The sequence below is a fragment of the Terrimonas rubra genome, assembly GCF_042686025.1.
In the GTDB taxonomy this organism is placed as follows: Bacteria; Bacteroidota; Bacteroidia; order Chitinophagales; family Chitinophagaceae; genus Terrimonas; species Terrimonas rubra.
This window is the reverse complement of the sequence record NZ_JBHUOZ010000003.1, coordinates 1147890-1167508: the sequence shown is the minus strand read 5'-3', so window position 1 is coordinate 1167508 and position 19619 is coordinate 1147890. Positions and strand designations below refer to the sequence as shown.

At 43.1% G+C, this 19619-nt stretch carries 14 protein-coding genes; 5 read left to right on the top strand and 9 right to left on the bottom strand.

Going from position 1 to position 19619, the window contains the following annotated elements:
* Positions 1-1815, bottom strand: coding sequence for a sensor histidine kinase (locus ACFS6H_RS14100; protein WP_386100015.1), 1815 nt, complete (start codon positions 1813-1815; stop codon positions 1-3).
* A 96-nt stretch (positions 1816-1911) separates the two neighbouring features.
* Positions 1912-3090, bottom strand: a complete 1179-nt coding sequence (locus ACFS6H_RS14095; protein ID WP_386100012.1) for a serine hydrolase domain-containing protein — start codon at positions 3088-3090, stop codon at positions 1912-1914.
* Between the two features lie 206 nt (positions 3091-3296).
* On the opposite strand from ACFS6H_RS14095, the gene ACFS6H_RS14090 reads away from it, so the two are divergent.
* Positions 3297-4139 (top strand): carboxypeptidase-like regulatory domain-containing protein, encoded by an 843-nt coding sequence (locus tag ACFS6H_RS14090; protein WP_386100009.1) that lies wholly within the window; start codon positions 3297-3299, stop codon positions 4137-4139.
* Between the two features lie 89 nt (positions 4140-4228).
* On the opposite strand, the gene ACFS6H_RS14085 is transcribed toward ACFS6H_RS14090, so the two are convergent.
* Positions 4229-5470: a M43 family zinc metalloprotease gene (locus tag ACFS6H_RS14085; RefSeq protein WP_386100006.1), complete on the bottom strand. Its 1242-nt coding sequence runs from the start codon at positions 5468-5470 to the stop codon at positions 4229-4231.
* Between the two features lie 452 nt (positions 5471-5922).
* Here ACFS6H_RS14085 and ACFS6H_RS14080 point away from each other — a divergent pair, with 452 nt between their 5' ends.
* Positions 5923-6729 carry a glutaminyl-peptide cyclotransferase gene (locus ACFS6H_RS14080; RefSeq protein ID WP_386100003.1) on the top strand — a complete coding sequence of 269 codons (807 nt, stop codon included), beginning with the start codon at positions 5923-5925 and terminating at the stop codon, positions 6727-6729.
* 4 nt (positions 6730-6733) lie between these two features.
* Here the strand turns inward: ACFS6H_RS14080 and ACFS6H_RS14075 are convergent, their stop codons facing one another.
* The 4 genes from ACFS6H_RS14075 to glgB all read right to left on the bottom strand — a co-directional run bounded on the left by ACFS6H_RS14075 (position 6734) and on the right by glgB (position 11250).
* On the bottom strand, positions 6734-7630 hold the full coding sequence (locus tag ACFS6H_RS14075; RefSeq protein WP_386100000.1) for a class I SAM-dependent methyltransferase: 897 nt from the start codon (positions 7628-7630) through the stop codon (positions 6734-6736).
* Between the two features lie 6 nt (positions 7631-7636).
* Positions 7637-7981 (bottom strand): HesB/IscA family protein, encoded by a 345-nt coding sequence (locus ACFS6H_RS14070; protein WP_386099997.1) that lies wholly within the window; start codon positions 7979-7981, stop codon positions 7637-7639.
* A 179-nt stretch (positions 7982-8160) separates the two neighbouring features.
* Positions 8161-9213 (bottom strand): tetratricopeptide repeat protein, encoded by a 1053-nt coding sequence (locus ACFS6H_RS14065; RefSeq protein ID WP_386099994.1) that lies wholly within the window; start codon positions 9211-9213, stop codon positions 8161-8163.
* Positions 9214-9306: 93 nt separating this feature from the next.
* The gene (gene glgB / locus ACFS6H_RS14060) at positions 9307-11250 is read right to left on the bottom strand and encodes a 1,4-alpha-glucan branching protein GlgB (RefSeq protein ID WP_386099991.1); all 1944 of its coding nucleotides are present in this window, start codon (positions 11248-11250) and stop codon (positions 9307-9309) included.
* A gap of 184 nt (positions 11251-11434) precedes the next feature.
* Here glgB and ACFS6H_RS14055 point away from each other — a divergent pair, with 184 nt between their 5' ends.
* Positions 11435-14185, top strand: a complete 2751-nt coding sequence (locus tag ACFS6H_RS14055) for an outer membrane beta-barrel protein (protein ID WP_386099988.1) — start codon at positions 11435-11437, stop codon at positions 14183-14185.
* Between the two features lie 7 nt (positions 14186-14192).
* The gene (locus ACFS6H_RS14050; protein WP_386099985.1) at positions 14193-14936 is read left to right on the top strand and encodes a GLPGLI family protein; all 744 of its coding nucleotides are present in this window, start codon (positions 14193-14195) and stop codon (positions 14934-14936) included.
* Positions 14937-15186: 250 nt separating this feature from the next.
* On the opposite strand, the gene tilS is transcribed toward ACFS6H_RS14050, so the two are convergent.
* Together tilS and glgP are read right to left on the bottom strand one after the other, a co-directional pair.
* Positions 15187-16524, bottom strand: a complete 1338-nt coding sequence (gene tilS / locus ACFS6H_RS14045; RefSeq protein WP_386099982.1) for a tRNA lysidine(34) synthetase TilS — start codon at positions 16522-16524, stop codon at positions 15187-15189.
* 105 nt (positions 16525-16629) lie between these two features.
* Positions 16630-18285 (bottom strand): alpha-glucan family phosphorylase, encoded by a 1656-nt coding sequence (glgP, locus tag ACFS6H_RS14040; protein WP_386099979.1) that lies wholly within the window; start codon positions 18283-18285, stop codon positions 16630-16632.
* A gap of 219 nt (positions 18286-18504) precedes the next feature.
* Between glgP and ACFS6H_RS14035 the strand changes: the two genes are divergently transcribed.
* Positions 18505-19458: an SPFH domain-containing protein gene (locus ACFS6H_RS14035; protein WP_386099976.1), complete on the top strand. Its 954-nt coding sequence runs from the start codon at positions 18505-18507 to the stop codon at positions 19456-19458.
* Positions 19459-19619: the final 161 nt, after the last annotated feature.

The following is a 19619-nucleotide window of genomic DNA, read 5'->3' as shown; positions in this document are numbered from 1 at the left end:
TTATTTTATTGGAATATCAATGGTAATAGCCGTTCCCGCCGGCTCTGCCTGTTTAAAATGAATATTACCGTTTAAAATATGCAACCGCTCCTTAATGCCTTTCAACCCAAAACCACTATGTATTTTATCCGTATCAAAACCCGAACCGTTATCAGTTATACTGATATGCAGGCAGGTCTTCATCATCTTTACCTGAATAACCGTAGCAGTAGCCTGCGCATGTTTTACAATATTATTCACACACTCCTGTACGATCCGGTAAATATTGATCTGCATTTCCGCGTCACTGATCATATCTACATTATCTATATCCAATACATACTCTATAGCAGCGGCATCAAAGGTTTCACTCACCAGACTCCTGATCGATTGGGTAAGCCCCAGCAGGTCTATCTGGTAAGGCCTTAATCCATAAGAAATGCTTCTTACTTCCTGTATCGCATCGGCCACACTGGCGGTAAGCGCTTCGGGGTTTTGCTGAAAGCCCGCTGATCCTGCTTTGGTAAACCTGAACACTTTATTCTTTATAACAATCAGCTTTTGCCCCAAACTATCATGCAATTCCGATGCTATCCGTTTTCTTTCCGCCTCCTGCATATTGATCAGGTCGCGGGAAAAATTAACCGCCTGCCGGTAAGCCTGTTCCTGTATTGCATCCTTCTCCTGTTTATAAAAATTGATCTTACTCGCAAGGGCAAAAGACAATACAACCGCTTCTATCGCCGCGCCAATGAACAGGGAAGATTCCGTCCAGTAGGTTTCCGGCAACAGGCCCTGCATCTTCAGCTCAAATACCACACTCATGGCCACCAACGCGCCAAAGCCGGTGATATAAAAAACAGCTGGTTGAAATCCCCTGCGGTAGGCTATTATACCGGCTGCCAGCCAATACACAAATAACACCAGAACAGAGATCGATATTAACAGAATAGCCAACCCGTACATGCCGAATGCATAAGCTGGCAATGGCAAAAGACAAAAACCAGTGACCACATAACGCATCCTGTAAATAAAGGGCACGTACTTTTTTGTTTGTAAAAACGAATTGGTGAATAAAATGCTGAAAAGCGAAACAACAGGTAATATCAGTGTCGTATTCAGCCAGTCAAGCCAGGGAAAAAATGCCTGTACATGACCCGCCACTAAATTGGTGTGCAGTATAGCTGTAAAAATATAACCAATATAATACAGGTATACTTTTTCCCTTAACCAGAAATAAACAAACAAATTATAGAGCAACAGGGCAATAGCGATAGCCGAAAAAAAGCCATTGCCATACAAAGTGAACATATTGCTTTCGTACAAATGCTGCATGGTACTAAAGCTCATGGAAGCCCTGATCAGCGTCCGGGTAGTGGCTTTTAAATAAAACTGTTTTTGTTCCCCTGTTTTTATTTTTACCGGAAACAAGGGGTTATTGGAGTAAACAGGCCTTGTTATATAATTTTCATCTGCTGTAAGCGACAGGGAATCCACTTTACCGGAAGAGTCTACCTGGTAAAGTGTCAGTTGATGCATATAGGCATCTTTTATTTCCAGGTACCAATCCTCGGTACCCGTATCATTACGCACTTCAAACCTGAACCATACGGCTTTTGAAAAATCACCCAGGAAATCGGGTACTTTATTGGCGGGCACCTTATAATGTACATCACCTGCTCTTGCTTCTATTAAATCAAAGGTTCCATTTTTATCCTTAAGGTAGGGCGGGTAATTTACGGCATGATGTTTCGAAGTACTGTTCAGTATCACCTCCTGGGCCGTTACGGTCAGGCAGGATAACCATATTAACATACTAAGTACTAATATCCGCATGCCATACAAAAATACTTTATAATTACACTTTTTTAAATAGGTACTGCTACCCATTTTACCCGCTTTGCTATATTCCCACCAACCGGTCGCTTAATACTATTTGATTAATACAGCAACAATATCTGCAATTAAATGAGCAAAATGAATCAAAACCGGGCCTCCAAACTCGGCACCCGCATTCACACCAATAAAAAAAGCCAGCTCCTTTTCGGGCGCATATACCAATAGCATACGGCCGCCAAAACTGTTGCCGCTATGGCCATATACTTCTTTACCCTCAATATTAAATTTTTCAAAACCCAGTCCATACACTTCCAACCCCACCCTGCCCCTTACCCAGGTTTTCATTTCATTAAATGTAGTATTGGCAAGCACTTTGGCATGCGAAAGTGCGTATAAAAAATCAACATAATTTTTGGGTGTAGCCAGTATACCATTGCTGCCAAATTCATTTTTAAATTGTATGAAAGAATTGTCTGTGTAATCCGTTAATTCTCCCTCTCCATCTGTATCTGCATATAATTTAGGGCTGTTGTTATTCATTTGAATAGCCGGCAATTGTTTATAATAGGTACCAGTTAAACTCAGGGGTTGCATAATATACCTTTCATATGCCTGCTGATGGGGCTTACCTGTAACCTGGTCAATGATCAAAGCCAGGAGAAGGTAATTGGTATTGGAATAACCTGCATCAGTACCTGGCTCAAACAATCTTTCCTGCGCGGCATCCAGGTAATCATTAACCGTATAGGAACGTTTAGGATCATCCAGGTATCCAGATATATAACGGCTGTTATTCCAGAAATTTTCAATCCCCGAACTATGATTCAGTAAATGGCGGACAGTAATTTTAGCCGCCCCCGGTACCCGGGCCACAATATGTGCCGGTAAATAACCTGCTATCGGCTTATCCAGGTTAATCCTCCCTTCTTCTTTCAGCTTCAGTATAACCGTGGCTGTATACATTTGAGTAATACTATATCCGGGCCAAACCATACAAGATTTTATCGTTCTGTTCTTTTTCCGGTCTGCTATTCCTTGCTCCGCCTCCCAGTACTGTTCTCCTTTCCTGGCTAAAAAAGTAATTCCCGGCAGACCTCTTTCTACATACTTTTCCAGTATGTCCGTAATTTTTTCTGTGGGCAGGAAAGTCTCGCTTAACTGCTGGGCCGGTACACAATCATAATAAACCTGTTTGGGATTAAGAGTACCACATTTTTTCCGGCAATGTGCAAATAACAATGGTAATACGAATAAAATTAAAAGCCTTTTCATAATGTTTCTTGATAACAATAGTGATTGAATAGTAACAAAACTACCATACGCATAAAGTCCTTTTTATAGGTAGTACTATTCAAAAACATAGGTACTGTTTACTTTACTTACAAACAGATGAGCATTAATACCCATACAATTGAACGGCATTGCTCATACACTACCCTATCCCTGCTGAATAATTTTACACTTTAAAACAATTAAACATGAAACAAACAGCAACAAAAATCGTATGGGCAATAGTGATGATCGTCCTTTTCTCCTGCGCCAAAGGTAAAAGCAGCAGTGGCAGTACTACACCTCCCGAAAAAGCATATACCATCAGTGGTATTATTAAAGATGCTTCCGGTAACCCGGTGCCGGGTGCCCGGATCAGGGTAGAAAATCCAACCGGTGATAATATACATTTTACAGCACGCACCAATGAAGCAGGCCGGTATAGCGTTACCGTAAGCGCTATCGGTGGCTATAAAATTTATGCGTGGAAAGAAGTGGAATTGAATAACGAAGTATACCAGGTACGCTTAGGCATGGAAAAAGATGCCGATTATGATGCATTCAGCGTACCAGCCAGCGGTGTAGTAAAAAATTTTACCTGGAAGCTAAGCGGCCGTATTCCTGACAGGACCATCAGCAGGGAGAACGGCACAGGATATTTTGGCGGCACTATCAAGTTCATTAATTACAATTCCCTTGCCGATGAAATGCCTGCCGGTACACAGGTAACCATTCAACTCACCCCAACAACTGGCGCCAGGTACCTCGATGGCAGTACAGCAGCCGGTAAAATAGTGGAAAAAAAATTCACCATTGCAGCGGGTGTGGGACAGGCCTATTATATCAACGACATTCCTGCCACACACTATAAGATAACCGCTTCGGCCACATTGAACGGCAATAGTAAAAATGTAAATATAGGCAGTGGTACACCGGATGTATTTCATAACAGCGCCGAACATTATTTCAAATCAGAAGGAGGTTCCGGCTCATTTGAAAATGGCCTGGGCTCTCCCAATGAGTATTCATTCTATGTCATGTTTGCCAGGTAACGCCACCATTAATACCACATATAACAGTAACAAAAAAGCCGGTGCATCTTCTATGCACCGGCTTTCATTTTAATAAATATAATATAGCGTTAGTTCTTTATAAACTTTACCCGTATCTGTTCACCGTTCTCCTGTTTACCCGCCACAAAATACAAGCCCGGTAATAGCCGGGTAATATCAATGGCCTGCTGTTTGCCATTGATGATACTCCGTAACACCTGTTCTCCGTTTGTATTATAGATACTGATTGTCTTTCCCAGCCAGCGATCATCTGCACCCACATCTACCGTTAACCTGTTAATGGCAGGGTTAGGATAAAGTTTCAAAGCTGCTGTCACCGGCTCCTCCGGCTTTTGGGGGTTCTCTTCACCGGGCAGGGGAATTTCATCATTGGCCGCCGGGGTCAACCCTTTACTGTCAATAATACCGGCCCTTTTACCGCTGGTTACAAAATTACTCCACATTCTTGCTTTCTGTCCCTGGGTAAACATGAGCAAACAGGCATCGGAAGTAAAATCCATATAATTCATATACATATCGCCCGGTGCTCCGCCACCGCAGGACGGACGTACCCCTGTGGGACAGCCCGGGGTAAAAGTGCTTTGTTTGGGAGTATCATCCACCTGGTCATCGCCGCAATAGGTATCGCCCCATAAATGTTTTAAGCCCAGCCAGTGCCCTGTTTCATGTACCAGTACTTTTGACCCCACTAAGCCTGTTCTGAGTACAATACCGTCTTTGGCCGCTGCATCACCCGGGAAGCTGGAATAACCGCTGGATAAAGCCAGGTTACATACCCATATATTCAGATACCGTGTAGCGTCCCAGGCATCAGATCCTCCTGAAGCGGCAAACTTCATTTTGTCATCATCCAGCCAGTTTTTAATGGAAGTATATTTTCGTACAATGCCATTCGTAGACCTCCTTAACGGATCGGCCACCGCAAGCTTAAACTCAATTTCGCAATCAGCCGCTACGCTTTTAAACGCCTCAGGAATATTGGCAGTGTCTGCATTTTTTTTACGGAAAGCAGTATTTAAAACTACCAGTTGTTGCCGGATAAGAGATTCATCAAGGTTCTGGCCGGCATTATTATACAATATATGAAATACCACGGGAATGGTGATCACCCCCTTTCCGTCACCCATATACCTTGACGCAGTACCGGCTCCGGACCCGCCGTTAACAACAGCATCAGCTGCAGGAGTGCCTGTTGATATGAAAGGAGTAATAACACCGCCCTGCCGGTTTTGCCCCTGCGTACTGCAGGCAAGCTGTGCATGGGCCACAGATCCTGTAATAAGCGTGAACAGTAATAAAATAATCCGCATAAGTAGTTGATATAGCGTTACAAAAACAAGCGGTTCTATTCAACTGGATTTGGGAACGGATTCAAGAAGAGATTGGAGATATATTATACTTATCACATGTTTATAACAAAAGACCTGACGATCCTCATTACAAAAACATAAACATACCCTGCTCAGCAGTATGGTTGTTTTCATAAACCTTTTCAGGATGACAAACCCTGTTACAGGTAAATAAACAAAATCTATAACTTAACTAAATGGTGTCGAGGAAAACGGATAGCTTTCTCAGGAGATTAGGAGATTTTAGCTGCCTTCGTAAAACAGCAGCGGTATTAACTTGGTCAAATATAGAGGTTTTTACAATAAGTAGTTAATTTTATCCTATAGTAAAACTACGATAAGCTAAAAATTATTTTCTTTGCTTAGTTTCACAGCTTAAAATTACAATACACATTATATTAAAGTACCATTCAATGAGATATACCGTTTTACTTTTTACCGTTTTATTCTTTTTAGCAGCATGTAATGGTGGAGATAAATCAAACGGCAACGAGCCGCAAACACCCGATAACAGTAGTTCTCCCGTACAGGCCCTTAATTATTCCATCGTTAAACAATACCCGCACGATATTACTTCCTTTACACAAGGACTGGTTATTTATAAAGGCAAATTATATGAGGGTACCGGTAATGAAGGCTTTTCAAAATTAATGGAAGTAGATATCAACACCGGTAAAGCCATTAAAAGCGTTAACCTGGATGCAAAGTATTTTGGTGAGGGTATTGCAGTGTTAAACGATACGGTGTATCAACTGACCTGGAAAAACAAGATAGTATTTGTATACACCCTGCCCGATTTTAAAAAAGTAAAAGAGTTCCCAATTGGCACTGAAGGCTGGGGTATAACGACCAATGGCAAAGACCTGATCGTGAGCGACGGCACCAGCAACCTGTACTTCTATGAGCCCTCCACCTTTGAACTGCTGCGCACACAATCTGTTCGTTTTAATGGTGAATTATCTTTTAACCTGAATGAGCTCGAGTATATCAACGGTTATGTATATGCCAATCAATGGCAGGCACCTTATATTTATAAAATAGATCCTTCCAACGGCAGCATTGTAGGCCAGATGAATTTACAGGATACCTGGAATAATGTACGTAAAGATGCCCCCAACGCCGATGTTCCTAACGGCATTGCTTATGATGCAGACACAAAGAAAACCTATATCACGGGCAAATGGTGGCCTTCGCTATACGAAATAGAGTTTAGTCACTAAACCATTATTTCTTTATTACATAAATAACGGAACTGCATTTCTGGGCGTTACCCAGTGCTTTGAGGTTGGACATACTGGCATGCCAGAAAGCACCCAGCCAGTTGGACCGGCCGTTTTTATACCGGCTGCTCAGCAAGGAAATATAATAACTGTCAAACCACATGGGTTTATAAACATCCACCGTTAACTGGTGCTGCTGCATTAATACCCTGATGGATTGGGGGGAGAAATGGTAAAGATGGCGGGGCACATCATAGGCCGCCCAATAGGCCTTATACACCTGCTGCTCTCCTGCCTGGTAATTAGGTACCGCAATAAAAATACGGCCATTGGGCTTTAATATCTTTTTTAGCTGTGCTATATACTGGTGCAGGTCATGTACATGCTCCAGTACATGCCACAATGTGATCACATCAAAAGTTGCTGCAGGCAGGTTGTAAAACTGGTCGGGCGAATCAATAACCAATCCGTATGCCTTTTTACCGGCTGCTCGGGCAGTATCATCGGGCTCCATACCGGTAACCTGCCAGCCGCTTTGCTGCATGGAATGAATAAAGGTACCCGTGCCGCAACCCATATCCAGCAGGCTGCCTTTTTTCAGGCCGCTTTGTTTTTCTATCAGTTTCCGTTTGGTTTTCATGGTAATACCACGAACAGCCTGGTACAATTTATTCACCAACCCTTTGGAGGTATTGGTATGGGAAATATAATCCTCGGAACGGTAATAAGGGCCAATGCTGTTTGCATCAGGCACATCCTGGGTAAACAATAAAGTACAGTGCTTACAGGCCACCACGGGAAATAATTCCTGGCTCACCGTGAAATCCTTTACCTGTAATACCTCGTGAAGATCACCTGAACCGCATACGGGACAGGTTGCGTAATGAATGGTAGTTGCCATGTAGTATTATACTGCGAAAGAAGTGCCGCAACCACAGGTACTGCTGGCATTGGGGTTAGAAAAAACAAAACCTCGGTTCTCTAAACCGTTCAGCCAGTCAATTTGAATACCCTCTAAATAAAGTTCATGCGATTTATTCATGACACAGGGAATACCCCCTGCTTCAAATTCGTTATCATTCTCTTTGGTATGGTCAAAACCTAAAATATAACTCATTCCCGAACAACCGCCTCCTTTTACGCCTATACGCAGGCGCTGGGTAGTATCAAACCCCTCAGCGGTCATTAATTTATGTATTTCTGTCACAGCCGACGGGGTCAGGCTGATCGGTATATTAACTACAGTATCCATACTGCAAAATTACAAATAAAATAAGAATAAATGAAAGAGCGGCCCAACCCGGGTCCTGCAGCTGTTTCCCCGTGACGCGCAGGCAGGATGCCTTCTTGTCTTCAGCCAAATGGGTAAAATATCCTGTGGGCATTAAAAAAGCCTGCATCAGCAGGCTTTACAATTATTATAAGGGCCGTTTACATAGCCGGTAATTCCTTTTTATTTTTTAAAGAAGCAAGGCCGGGGTTAATCTCAATGGCCTTATCGCATAAACGCTGGCCTTTTTGTTTATCACCCTGTTTCTGGTAACACATACCGATCATATACAAGGCGGAGGCATTCTGTTTGTCATACTCCAGCATCCTATCCCAATACTCCATCGCTTCCGCATACTTACCCTTGTCGTAATAAGCTTCGGCCAGCATGTTCAGCAGGTTCTGGTCCGAAGGGCGACGCTCCAGTGCTTCCTTTAAAATACCCACACCCTCATTCAGCTTACCGGTGTTCAGGTAGGCAATAGCCAGGTTCTCCATATAGGTATTATCCTTTCTTACACCTCTTTCCCCTGCCAGCAGCAAATAGGTCAGCGAGTTCTTATCATCGTTCATGGCATAGTATACCAGTCCCAGTTCATATACCCAATGTGCTTTGGTAGCATCCAGTTCAATAGCTTGTTTAAAATAAGGGATGGCATTTTTGTAATTCATCATGTCGGTATAGGCACGGGCAATCAGGTAGGGAGCTTCCGCATTCTTTGGTTCCTCCTTTATAGCCTGGTTAAAATATTTGATCGACTCCCCGAAATTCCCTTTTTTATGATAGATCTGGCCTACCATAAATGCGATAGGCTCATCCGGTGCTATTTTTTTAAGGGCATTGGCATATTGCAGGGCTTCATCAAACTGCTTTAAGTTAAATGCCAGCTGGAAAGCCTGTTTGTAATGGCTCACATCAGCCTTACCGGCTTTTATCAGTTTGGCATGCATATCTTTCGACTTTGCATACTTACGCAATTCGTAATAAGTTGTTGCTAATTCAGTGATAACTTCGGTGTGGGTAGAATCGTATTCATAGGCTTTTTCAAACTGCTTTAACGATTCCAGTTTACGACCTTTGCTTTTTTCAATACGTCCCTGTTCCAGGTAGTGCATTGTACTATCCTCCTGGAAACCGTTCCCGGCTTTAGCCGTTGCGGAAACTACAAAGAGCAAACCGCACAAACAGAGGAAGTAAAATAGTTTAGAGATCATGGGTTTTTCCGATTATGGATTATGAATATAGAATTTATATAAAATTACGCCAATATACCGGATTTTAAGAGCAATAATCTCTCCAAAACCGCACTATTTCAGGATTATAGCGGAAAGTGCAGGTAGATTTACGATTAATTTGTACTTTTTTTGTTCCCGATCAAGAATCTGGCTCTTTATATCCGGGTTATACACCGTGCCGGTACCCCAGTATTTTGTACTGTCCGAGTTAAAGATCTCTTTGGTAAATTGTTTGCCGGTTACCTCTATCTCCCAGTCATGGCGTACTACGGGGGTCATATTCAACACTACCAGTACATCTTCATTCGCTTTTAATGCTTTGCGTTTAAATACCATTACCGATTCGTCCCGGTGGTTCAGGTCCACCCATTCAAAACCCGCCGTATCAAACTGTTGCTGGTAAAAGGCAGGATGCCCGGTTAATAACGCGTTCAGGTCTTTTACACAATCCTGTAATAAACGGTGTGCATCATACTGCAATAAGGGCCAGTCCAGTTCGCTTTTATAATTCCATTCGGTGGTTTGCCCGAACTCATTACCCATGAACAATAACTTGGCCCCGGGATGCGTCCACATATACGTATACATCAGCCGCAGGTTGGCAAACTTCTGCCATTCATCACCCGGCATTTTATATAACATCGGGCTTTTGCCGTGTACCACTTCATCATGGCTCAGGGGCAGCATAAAGTTCTCATCATAGTAATACATCATACTAAAGCAAAACTTATCCTGCAGGTCCTTACGGGATATGGGGTCGGCTTTAAAAAAATCAAGCGTATCGTGCATCCAGCCCATCATCCATTTCATACCAAATCCCAACCCGCCTTCCCAGGTGGGTGTGGATACACCGGGCCAGTCCGTTGATTCTTCCGCAATGGTCTGCACATCCGGAAAATCGCGGAAAACAGTTTCATTAAGATCCTTGATAAAAGCAATGGCTTCCAGGTTTCCGTTGCCGCCCATTTCATTAGGTTCCCACTCCCCTTCATTCCTCGAATAATCCAGTTTTAAAATAGAACTTACCGCATCTACCCTTATGCCATCAATATGGTACTTATCCAGCCAGAACATGGCACTGCTGATCAGGAATGATTTTACCTCCCCGCGTTTATAGTTAAAAATATAACTGTTCCAGTCCGGGTGAAACCCCTTCCGCATATCGGCATACTCATAGGTATGTGTTCCGTCAAACATATACAACCCATGGGCATCATTGGGAAAATGTGAAGGCACCCAATCGAGTATCACGCCTATATCCTGCCGGTGAAAAGCATCTACCAGGCGCATCAACCCCTGCGGATCACCAAAGCGGGAAGTAGCCGCAAAATAACCGGTACACTGATAGCCCCAGCTGCCATCAAAGGGATATTCCATTACAGGCATCAACTCCACATGGGTAAAGCCCATATTTTTTACATAAGGCACTAAACGTTCCGCTATCTGGTCGTAGGTATTATAACTTTCTTCATCATCGGGTACCGGGCGCTGCCAGCTGGCTAAATGCACTTCATATACACTCCAGGGTGCATCCAGTGCATTATTCTTTTTACGCTTGCGCATCCAGCTCTTATCATGCCACTGGTAGGAAATATCCCAGGTAATGGCTGCCGACCTGGGGCGCAACTCACAGTAATTGGCGAAGGGATCTGTTTTTTCCGTAATAATATCATTTACCCCGGTAATATGGTACTTATATATCTCGCCAAAACCTACACCGGGAATAAAACCTTCCCAGATCCCGCTTTTATCCCATCTTGCCGTTAAGGGATGTGTGCCTGCATGCCAGTCATTAAAATTACCGATCACATTTACGCTGACAGCGTTGGGAGCCCATACACAAAAATACATACCCCCTGTTCCGTTCACCGTTATATGATGCGATCCGAACTTTTCATACAACCTGTAGTTGGTTCCGTGCTGGAAATTCCGGACATCTTCCGCATTTAACAAAGAATAGGACCATACCGGCTTACTGGTATCAATAAAATTTTCCTCTTCAAATTTTTTCTTCATAAAATGTTATGGAAATAGTGAAGCGATGCATCACATATTACACCTTTTTATCCAAGTATTAAACAATAATTAACATTATATATACATGAACGGTAACCCACCCAGCGTTTTGTGAGTCATATTTGTGAAATGGAAATTGTGCGCCGGGAAAACTAGCAAACCAACATAGCTACCATCAACAATAATGAAACAAACAACTGCCACCCGCCTGCTGCTTTTACTGCTGCTGGCATTCATCTGTTCTAACAGCTTTGGACAAACCATTAAAGGTATTATTAAAGACACAGCCGATAACAAACTGTTAAGCAACGCTGTAATTAGTGTACTCAATGAAAAGGACTCAACCCTGGCCGGCTTCACACGTTCGTCCAAAACAGGTGAGTTTACCACCCCCAGGTTATCAGCAGGTAATTACATTTACCTCATCAGTTACCCCAAATATGCCGATTATGCTGAGAAAATAACCTTAAAAGAAGGTGAGACCATTGACCTCGGTAATATAGCCCTCACCTTAACCAGTACCTTACTGGATGAAGTGGTGGTGCGTTCCGGCTCAGCCATCAGGATCAAAGGCGACACAACAGAGTTTATTGCCGACAGCTTTAAAGTACGTGAAGGCGCTACGGTGGAAGAGTTATTCAGGGCCTTACCGGGCTTCCAGGTAAACAGTAAAGGGGAGATTACCGTACAGGGCAAAAAAGCACAAAAAGTATTGGTTGACGGGGAAGAGTTTTTTGGTGACGACCCCACCATTGCCACACAGAATATAGGCGCCAAAGCGGTGGATAAAGTACAGATATATGAAGCAAAATCGGAGCAGGACCAGCTAAAAGGTATCAGTAACGGTGATGTAGGTAAGACCATCGATATTAAATTAAAAGCCAGTGCAAAAAAAGGTTATTTCGGCAAAGTAGAGGCCGGCAGCAACTTTGATAACCTGCACGACGGCAAACTGATGTTCAATAACTTTAAAGGCAGCCGCAAAGTATCGGTATATGGCACCAAAAGTAATACCAGCACCGGCAGCATCGGCTGGGAAGAACGTAATAAACTGGGCATAGAGAACGACTATGAATACGACGAGCTGACCGGCTATTACTACAGCTTTGGCAGCAGTGATGAATTCAGTAACTGGGGATTAAGGGGCTTACCCAGCGCCTACACCGCCGGCGCTTTATACTCCGATAAATGGAAAGAAGGAAAACACAGCCTCAACCTCTCTTACCTGTATAACCGTTTAGGCACCACCAACAGGGCTTCTTCCATTAACCAGACCCTGCTGGAAGATACCACCTTCTACAACAACAGCAGTTCATATACCAAAGGCCTGGTACAACGCCATAATGCCAACGGTAAGTATGAATGGAAAATAGATTCCCTGGCCTCTATCAAATACACGGTGGGTACGTCTTTTAAAACATCAGATAATATTACCGAAACATTCAGTACCGCTTTAGGTGAAAACAGGGACACCGTTAACACCAACCAGCGTACCAATGCCAACTACGCTACCAATAAAACCATCAATAACCAGCTTACCTATAAACAAATGTTTATGAAAGCCGGTCGTATGTTCATTGCCACGTTAAGGCATACACATATGGAAGATACCGGTGATGGCTTACTGAACTCCTATGCTGTTTTTAAAACAAATGACTCTACGGCACGTACCGACCAGGAAAAGATCAACACCGGTAAATCCAGCACCCTGGGCGTTAAATTTACCTACAACGAGCCTTTAACCAAAACCTGGAACCTGGTAACGGAGTACAGCATCAATTACAACAATGCCAATGCTTACCAGAATAGTTATGATAAGGACGTGAACGGTGCATACACCATCTTAAATCCTTTGTTCAGTAATAATTTTGACTTTACCGCTACCTCCAATACCGGTACTGTTGTTGCCCGTTATATGGGTAAAAAACTCCGCTTTGGTTTTGGTACCGGCTTAACAGATATTAAATTAAAACTCAAAAACCTGGATAAGTTAACGACCAATAAATATAATTTCACCCGTTTTACCCCCCAGGCCAATGTAAGCTATAGCCTGAAAAGCCAGACCCATGCAAGCTTTTCATACAATGGCAGTACCTTACAGCCAAGTATCTCTCAACTACAGCCCATTACCAACAACAATAACCCTTTGTACTTACAGTTGGGTAACCCTGACCTGAAAGTAGGCTTTAACCATAACCTGCAGCTGAACTTTAATGACTATAAAGTATTAAGCAACCAGTACATGTATGCGAACGTGGGCATATCCTTCCAGGACAATGCCATTACCACATTGAGTGTTATTGACCGTAAAACAGGCGTTACTACTTCCAGGCCCGTAAATGTAAACGGTAACTACAGTTACTGGAGTTATGTAAACTGGGAAAAAGGCGGGGAGAATAAACCGGGTATTGGCTTCTCCTTAAACACGAATGGCGGAAGGAATTACAATTTTATTGACAGCACCTTAAACGAGAACAATTACAATGTGCTGGGCTTTGGTATCAGCACCTTCTATTACAAAGGGGAGAAATATAATTTCGCAGTACGTCCCCAGGCTTCCTGGAATACATCCAAATCATCCCTGCGCCCCGATGCCAATAATAATTTCTGGAGTTATGGCGGCGAAATCGACGGCTTTGTTAAGCTGCCCTATAAGTTCTCATTACGCTCCGATATCCGGTTCGACTTCCGTCAGAAAACAGAAGTATTCCCCGATAATAACAACTTTACGGTTTGGAATGCCGAGCTGAGCAGGACCTTCCTGAAGAACAATGCACTGAAACTGGCTTTCCTGGCCCGCGACCTGTTTAACCAGAACATTGGTTTCAGCCGTAATATCAGCAGCAACTTTATGAACGAAGAACGTTTTGACAGGCTTAGCCGTTACTTTATGTTACAGGCAACCTGGACATTCAATAAAATGCCCGGAAAATAATTATTATATGAAAAAAATTGTCATCATCTATACTGCTCTTTTCTGTAGCCTGTTCATCAGCATTACCGCTACAGCCCAAACCAATTTCCTGGATAAAGTAAGCATTGAGTTTGAAAAAAAAGTGTCTTACTGGGGTCTTATCAAAGACCTGAACCCCGAATGGTTTGAACGGTCAAAAGATCGCTCTCCCAAGGAAGTGATCAGTTATTATAATTTTACCGGCGATGCCAGCCGTTCCATTTACAAACAAACCAAGGAGCCTGTTATCCCAAGAGGTATGTGGTACGAAAGTTTTGCGGAAAACAGCGTTGTATATAACGATTATAAGGCTGCCACTGTAACCGCCAGTAAACCTGTATTTGAACAAACCTTCCTGTTGCAGGACAGTATACAAAAAGTTACCTGGAAATATACCAATGATACCCGCAATATTGCCGGCTTTGAATGTCGTAAAGTGGTGGGCTTTTTAAACGACACTACCGGCTTTTATGCTTTCTATACCGACGAGATCATGATCTCCGGAGGTCCGGAAAGTATCACCGGCTTACCAGGTATGATCCTGGGTCTGGCTGTTCCCGGCCTGCATACCACCTGGTTTGCCACCAAGGTTGAGCTGGGCACTAACAAAGACATTACACCACCATCAAAAGGTAAAAAAACAAATCGTAAAGCTTATACCGATACCATCAGTAAATTGATAAAAGACTGGGGAAAGGAAGGGGCCCGCTTACTGGCCGCATACCTTATATAAAACGGTAATAACTTATAAAATAGCCGGGGCTGTCAGCTGCAGTAATACTATTCAGCTACAGTCCCGGCTTTTCATTACAAGTCCGGCACATAGTAGCTTGTTATATATACCCAAGGTAAAACCTTATTAAACCAGGCTTATTTCCTTTGGCCGTCTTCCTCCGCGCCCATCCCCTCACCGGGCTTTCCATGGCAATCCAGCAGCCCTTCAGCCAATACTATTCAGTTATACACAAAACAATATCCGGGCATCATACAACTTTTAAAGCAATCATGGCAGCAGTGGTATCGGTTACCTTAAACCGGTCATCAATACGGTGCCCTACTACCCATACTATCTGTTTATTCATTTCCAGCACCCATATTTTTTCTTTATCGCCGGCCGGTACCTTCTGATCTATAAAAAACCTGGCCAGCTTTTTCTTTTTACGCATGCCCAGCGGGTAAAAATAATCCCCCGGCTTCCACCTCCGCAACAATAAGGGATAATGCAACAGCTTACCATTAATATAAGCGCTGTTCTTATCAGCACCCGTAATATCCACCGGCTTTAACTGTTCAGCAATATGCAGTACCCTGTCAGCAAAAGCATATTCCCCTTCACCGTCAATCACTAAGTGTACATCCTGCGTTGTTTGCAAAGGCGAAATAATTAACCAGTTACGGTTACGTAAAATACGGTGGGTTGACGATTGTACATACTTACCCGTTGCAGCATCCAGCAGGGAAAGAATATCACCTGTTTGTGCAGCCGTAAAATGATAAGGCTTTGCTATTTCATATACAATAGTAGACAATGGTTCTGCATGCCGTAATGCCAGAACGGGTATATGTATTTCAGCGCCTTTTTCTTTTAACAGCTTTTTCTTATGCACCGCCATTGCCTGCCGGTACAGCATTTCAGCCTCTTTAAACCTTTGCACATTGTGGTACAGGTTTTCTTCGGCTGCAGCATATTTTTCTTTCACCAGCGGTAATACCATATTCCTGAAATAATTCCTGGTGTATTTGACCTCCGCGTTACTGCTGTCTTCCACCCAGCTTAAGTTATAAGCGGCAGCATGCGCCAGCAGGTCTTTCTTCGTAGCAAATAACAAAGGCCTTACAATATTATCCTGCTTTTGCGGAATGCCCTTTAAACCTGCCATGCCCGTTCCTTTAAAAAAATTCATCAGCATGGTCTCTACATCATCATCCTTATGATGGGCCGTTAATAAATAAGTACCGGCTGCGGTTTTATTCTCCTCCATTATTGCCTTAAACCAGTTGTATCGTAATTCCCTGGCCGCCACCTGTATGGATAATTTATGTGCTGCGGCATGGGCCGTTGTATCAAAACGTTTTGTTATTACAGGTACTCCCAGCTTTTTACCCAACTCCTTCACAAATAAAGCATCCTTATCACTATCCTCTCCCCTTAAGGTGAAATTGCAGTGCAGCATGGTGAAATCGTAACCTGCCAGGGAACATACATGACAAAGCACCACCGAATCTATTCCGCCGCTCACCGCAATAAACAGTTCCGCCTTAGCGGGGAACAGGTTTTTATCTTTTATGTACTGCTGAAATGCTGTTACTAAATTCTCCATACTTCAATTAATGGTGCAAATATAACAGGTTTAAAATAGCCGGCCTGCTGAGAGACATGAGAAGGAAAGAACATAAAAAAAGCCCCTTTGCAGGGGCCGTAATTTTTATTTGTATAACAGGTCATAGTATTCATGCGCCATACGGTTACTGTTAAACTGGAAATGCACATCCTGCATCCCGTTTTTAATGATCTGCCGCCAGGTATCATAATTCTCATAATACAGGGGCAATATTTCATTTTGCAGTATCTCGTATAACTTATTCAGGTCGTATTGGTCCTGCTCATGCGTAGCCATATGCTGGTAATCGGCTTTGGGAATAACAAAACCATTATGGCCGTGGTTAATAAATTCCGGGATCCAGCCATCATCAGTGGAAAAATTCACCGCGCCGTTCATGGCAGCGGTCATACCACTGGTGCCCGATGCTTCGCGGGGCACCCTGGGATTATTGAGCCAGCAATCTGCAGCCTGTTTTAACCGTTTGGATAAAGTAAGCTCATAACCGGTCAGTACCGCCATATTCTTATGATGTTTGCTTAAGTATACCAGTTGGTTAAAATCGGTAACCGACGCATGATCCATAGGATAAGGCTTACCGGCCCAGATGATCTGTACCGGGTATTTTGCATTGGTCAGCAGGTCCGAAAAACGTCTTTCGTCACTGGTGATCAGGCCCGCCCTTTTGTAACCGGCAAAACGCCTGGCCCATACAATGGTAAATACATTCGGGTCAAATATTTTACCCGTCTGGTCGGCCACAATATCAAAGGCTCTTTTCTTCAGGTATTTTTTGCGGTCGTCAAAACCATAATTATCGGTGGCTTCAGAAAAACGGTACAACTGTTTATCGGCCCAGTACCGCCAGTTCTGGGCATTGGTAATAGAAATAATCGGACAGATACCCGGGTATTTCTGCCACATTTCCCGCGATACCTCACCATGTAACCGGGATACACCATTGGCCAGTTTTGCAAAACGTAAGGCCGTTAAAGAGTGGTTGAACTGGTCACTGTCATTGCCGGTAAGTTGTTTTACCTCATCTACACTTAAGCCACAGAAATAACTCATCTTATGACATAAGTATATATCATGTTTTTCATTACCCGCCTCTTCCGGTGTATGCGTGGTAAACACCAGGCGTTTGGTTACTTCCGCCAGGTTCTTATTGTATTTCTGGTACAGGTAAAAGCCTGCAGAAATACTATGGGCCTCATTCATATGATAGAGATCGGGATTAAAGCCCAGCTCATCAATTAACTTGGCACCACCTACACCCAGTAAAATGAATTGCGCTACTTTGGTAGCTACATTGGCATCATACAACCTGTGGCTGATGGTTTGCGATACATAATCGTTCTCCGGAACATCTGTGCTTAATAAAAAAAGCGGAGCAGTTTTAAAAGTTTCCGGGTTCAGGTACCATACTTTTACCCATACCGGGTGTTCGTGTACATATATCTGGAACTTGATGCCGGTATCCTCTAAAAAGCTGTATTGTTTTTCATTCCAGGATGGTTGTAAGGTCTGGTCCTGGTTCCTCTCCTGGTCATAATAACCGTACTTCCACAGTATACCGATGCCTATCATATTTTGTTTTAACTCGTAGGCGCTTCTCAAATGCGAACCTGCTAAAAAACCTAAACCGCCACTGTATATCTTTAATGGCTGGTGCGTGGCAAACTCCATCGAAAAATAAGCTACTTTCTTACTGTACATCTGTTCTACAGGATACGGGACATTGTAATTTTTAAAACTCATAATTAATGTGTTGTTTTTACACGATAATGCAAGATAAAGGAAAAATAACCAATGACATACTTCCCTTTCCTGCCAAAGTTGTTTTAATAATAGTGCAGAAAGATAATTATATTTTTTTTAGTTGCTCCATTAAATACCCGGACAGAAATATATACATGCGTTAATTCCGGAATGCAAGCCGCATTCTATATCTTTACACGAACCTAAATTTAAAGTCATATGGACATTGTAAATTTCCTCTCCAGTTACTGGTGGTTAATTTTAATCATTCTTTTTTTGCTTACCGGTATATTTACCGTGAACCAGGGTTATATCGGCGTTATTACGATGTTCGGTAAATACCGTCGCGTGGTTCGGCCGGGCCTGCAATTCAAGATCCCCGTTTTAGAACAGATTTTTAAAAGAATATCCATTCAAAACCGTTCCGTGGAATTAGAGTTCCAGGCGGTGACCCAGGACCAGGCCAATGTGTATTTTAAAAGCATGTTACTGTTTGCGGTACAGAACGAATCGGAAGAAACCATAAAAAAAGTAGCTTTTAAATTTATCAGTGAGCGTGACCTGATGCAGGCCCTCATCAAGACCATTGAAGGTAATGTGCGTTCCTTTGTTGCTACCAAAAAACAGGCTGAAGTTCTGGGATTGCGCCGTGAGATAGTACAATACGTAAAAGTGGAAGTAGACCAGACCCTGGAAGAATGGGGTTATCATTTACAGGACCTGCAGATCAATGATATCACTTTTGATAAAATGATCCTGGAGTCCATGAGTAAAGTGGTTGCGTCCAACAACCTGAAAGCCGCAGCAGAAAACGAAGGCCAGGCTTTACTGATCACCAAAACCAAGCAGGCGGAAGCAGATGGTAACTCCATTAAAATTTCGGCAGAAGCCGAAAAAGAAGCCGCCCGTTTACGTGGTCAGGGTGTGGCCCTGTTCCGTAAGGAAGTAGCAGCCGGTATGAGCGAAGCGGCCGAACAGATGAAACAGGCCAATCTGGATACCAATGTGATCTTATTCAGTATGTGGACGGAAGCCATTAAAAACTTTGCCGAATACGGCGATGGTAACGTGATATTCCTGGATGGCAGCGCCCAGGGAATGGAGGCCACCATGAAGCAGATACAGGCTTTAATGGTTAAACAGGCCGGTACAGATGGCCCTGCAAAACATTAATATACAAACCCATTCAATAAGAGCCGGTTATTGCAACCGGCTTTTTTTATGCTTGTTAAAATATTTAAAAACTTGGGGTGTGCGCACACGCATTTTTTTTATTTTCCGTTCCTACCCTGTTATTGACAGATGTTGATAACAAAAGAAAATGAGTATCCAAG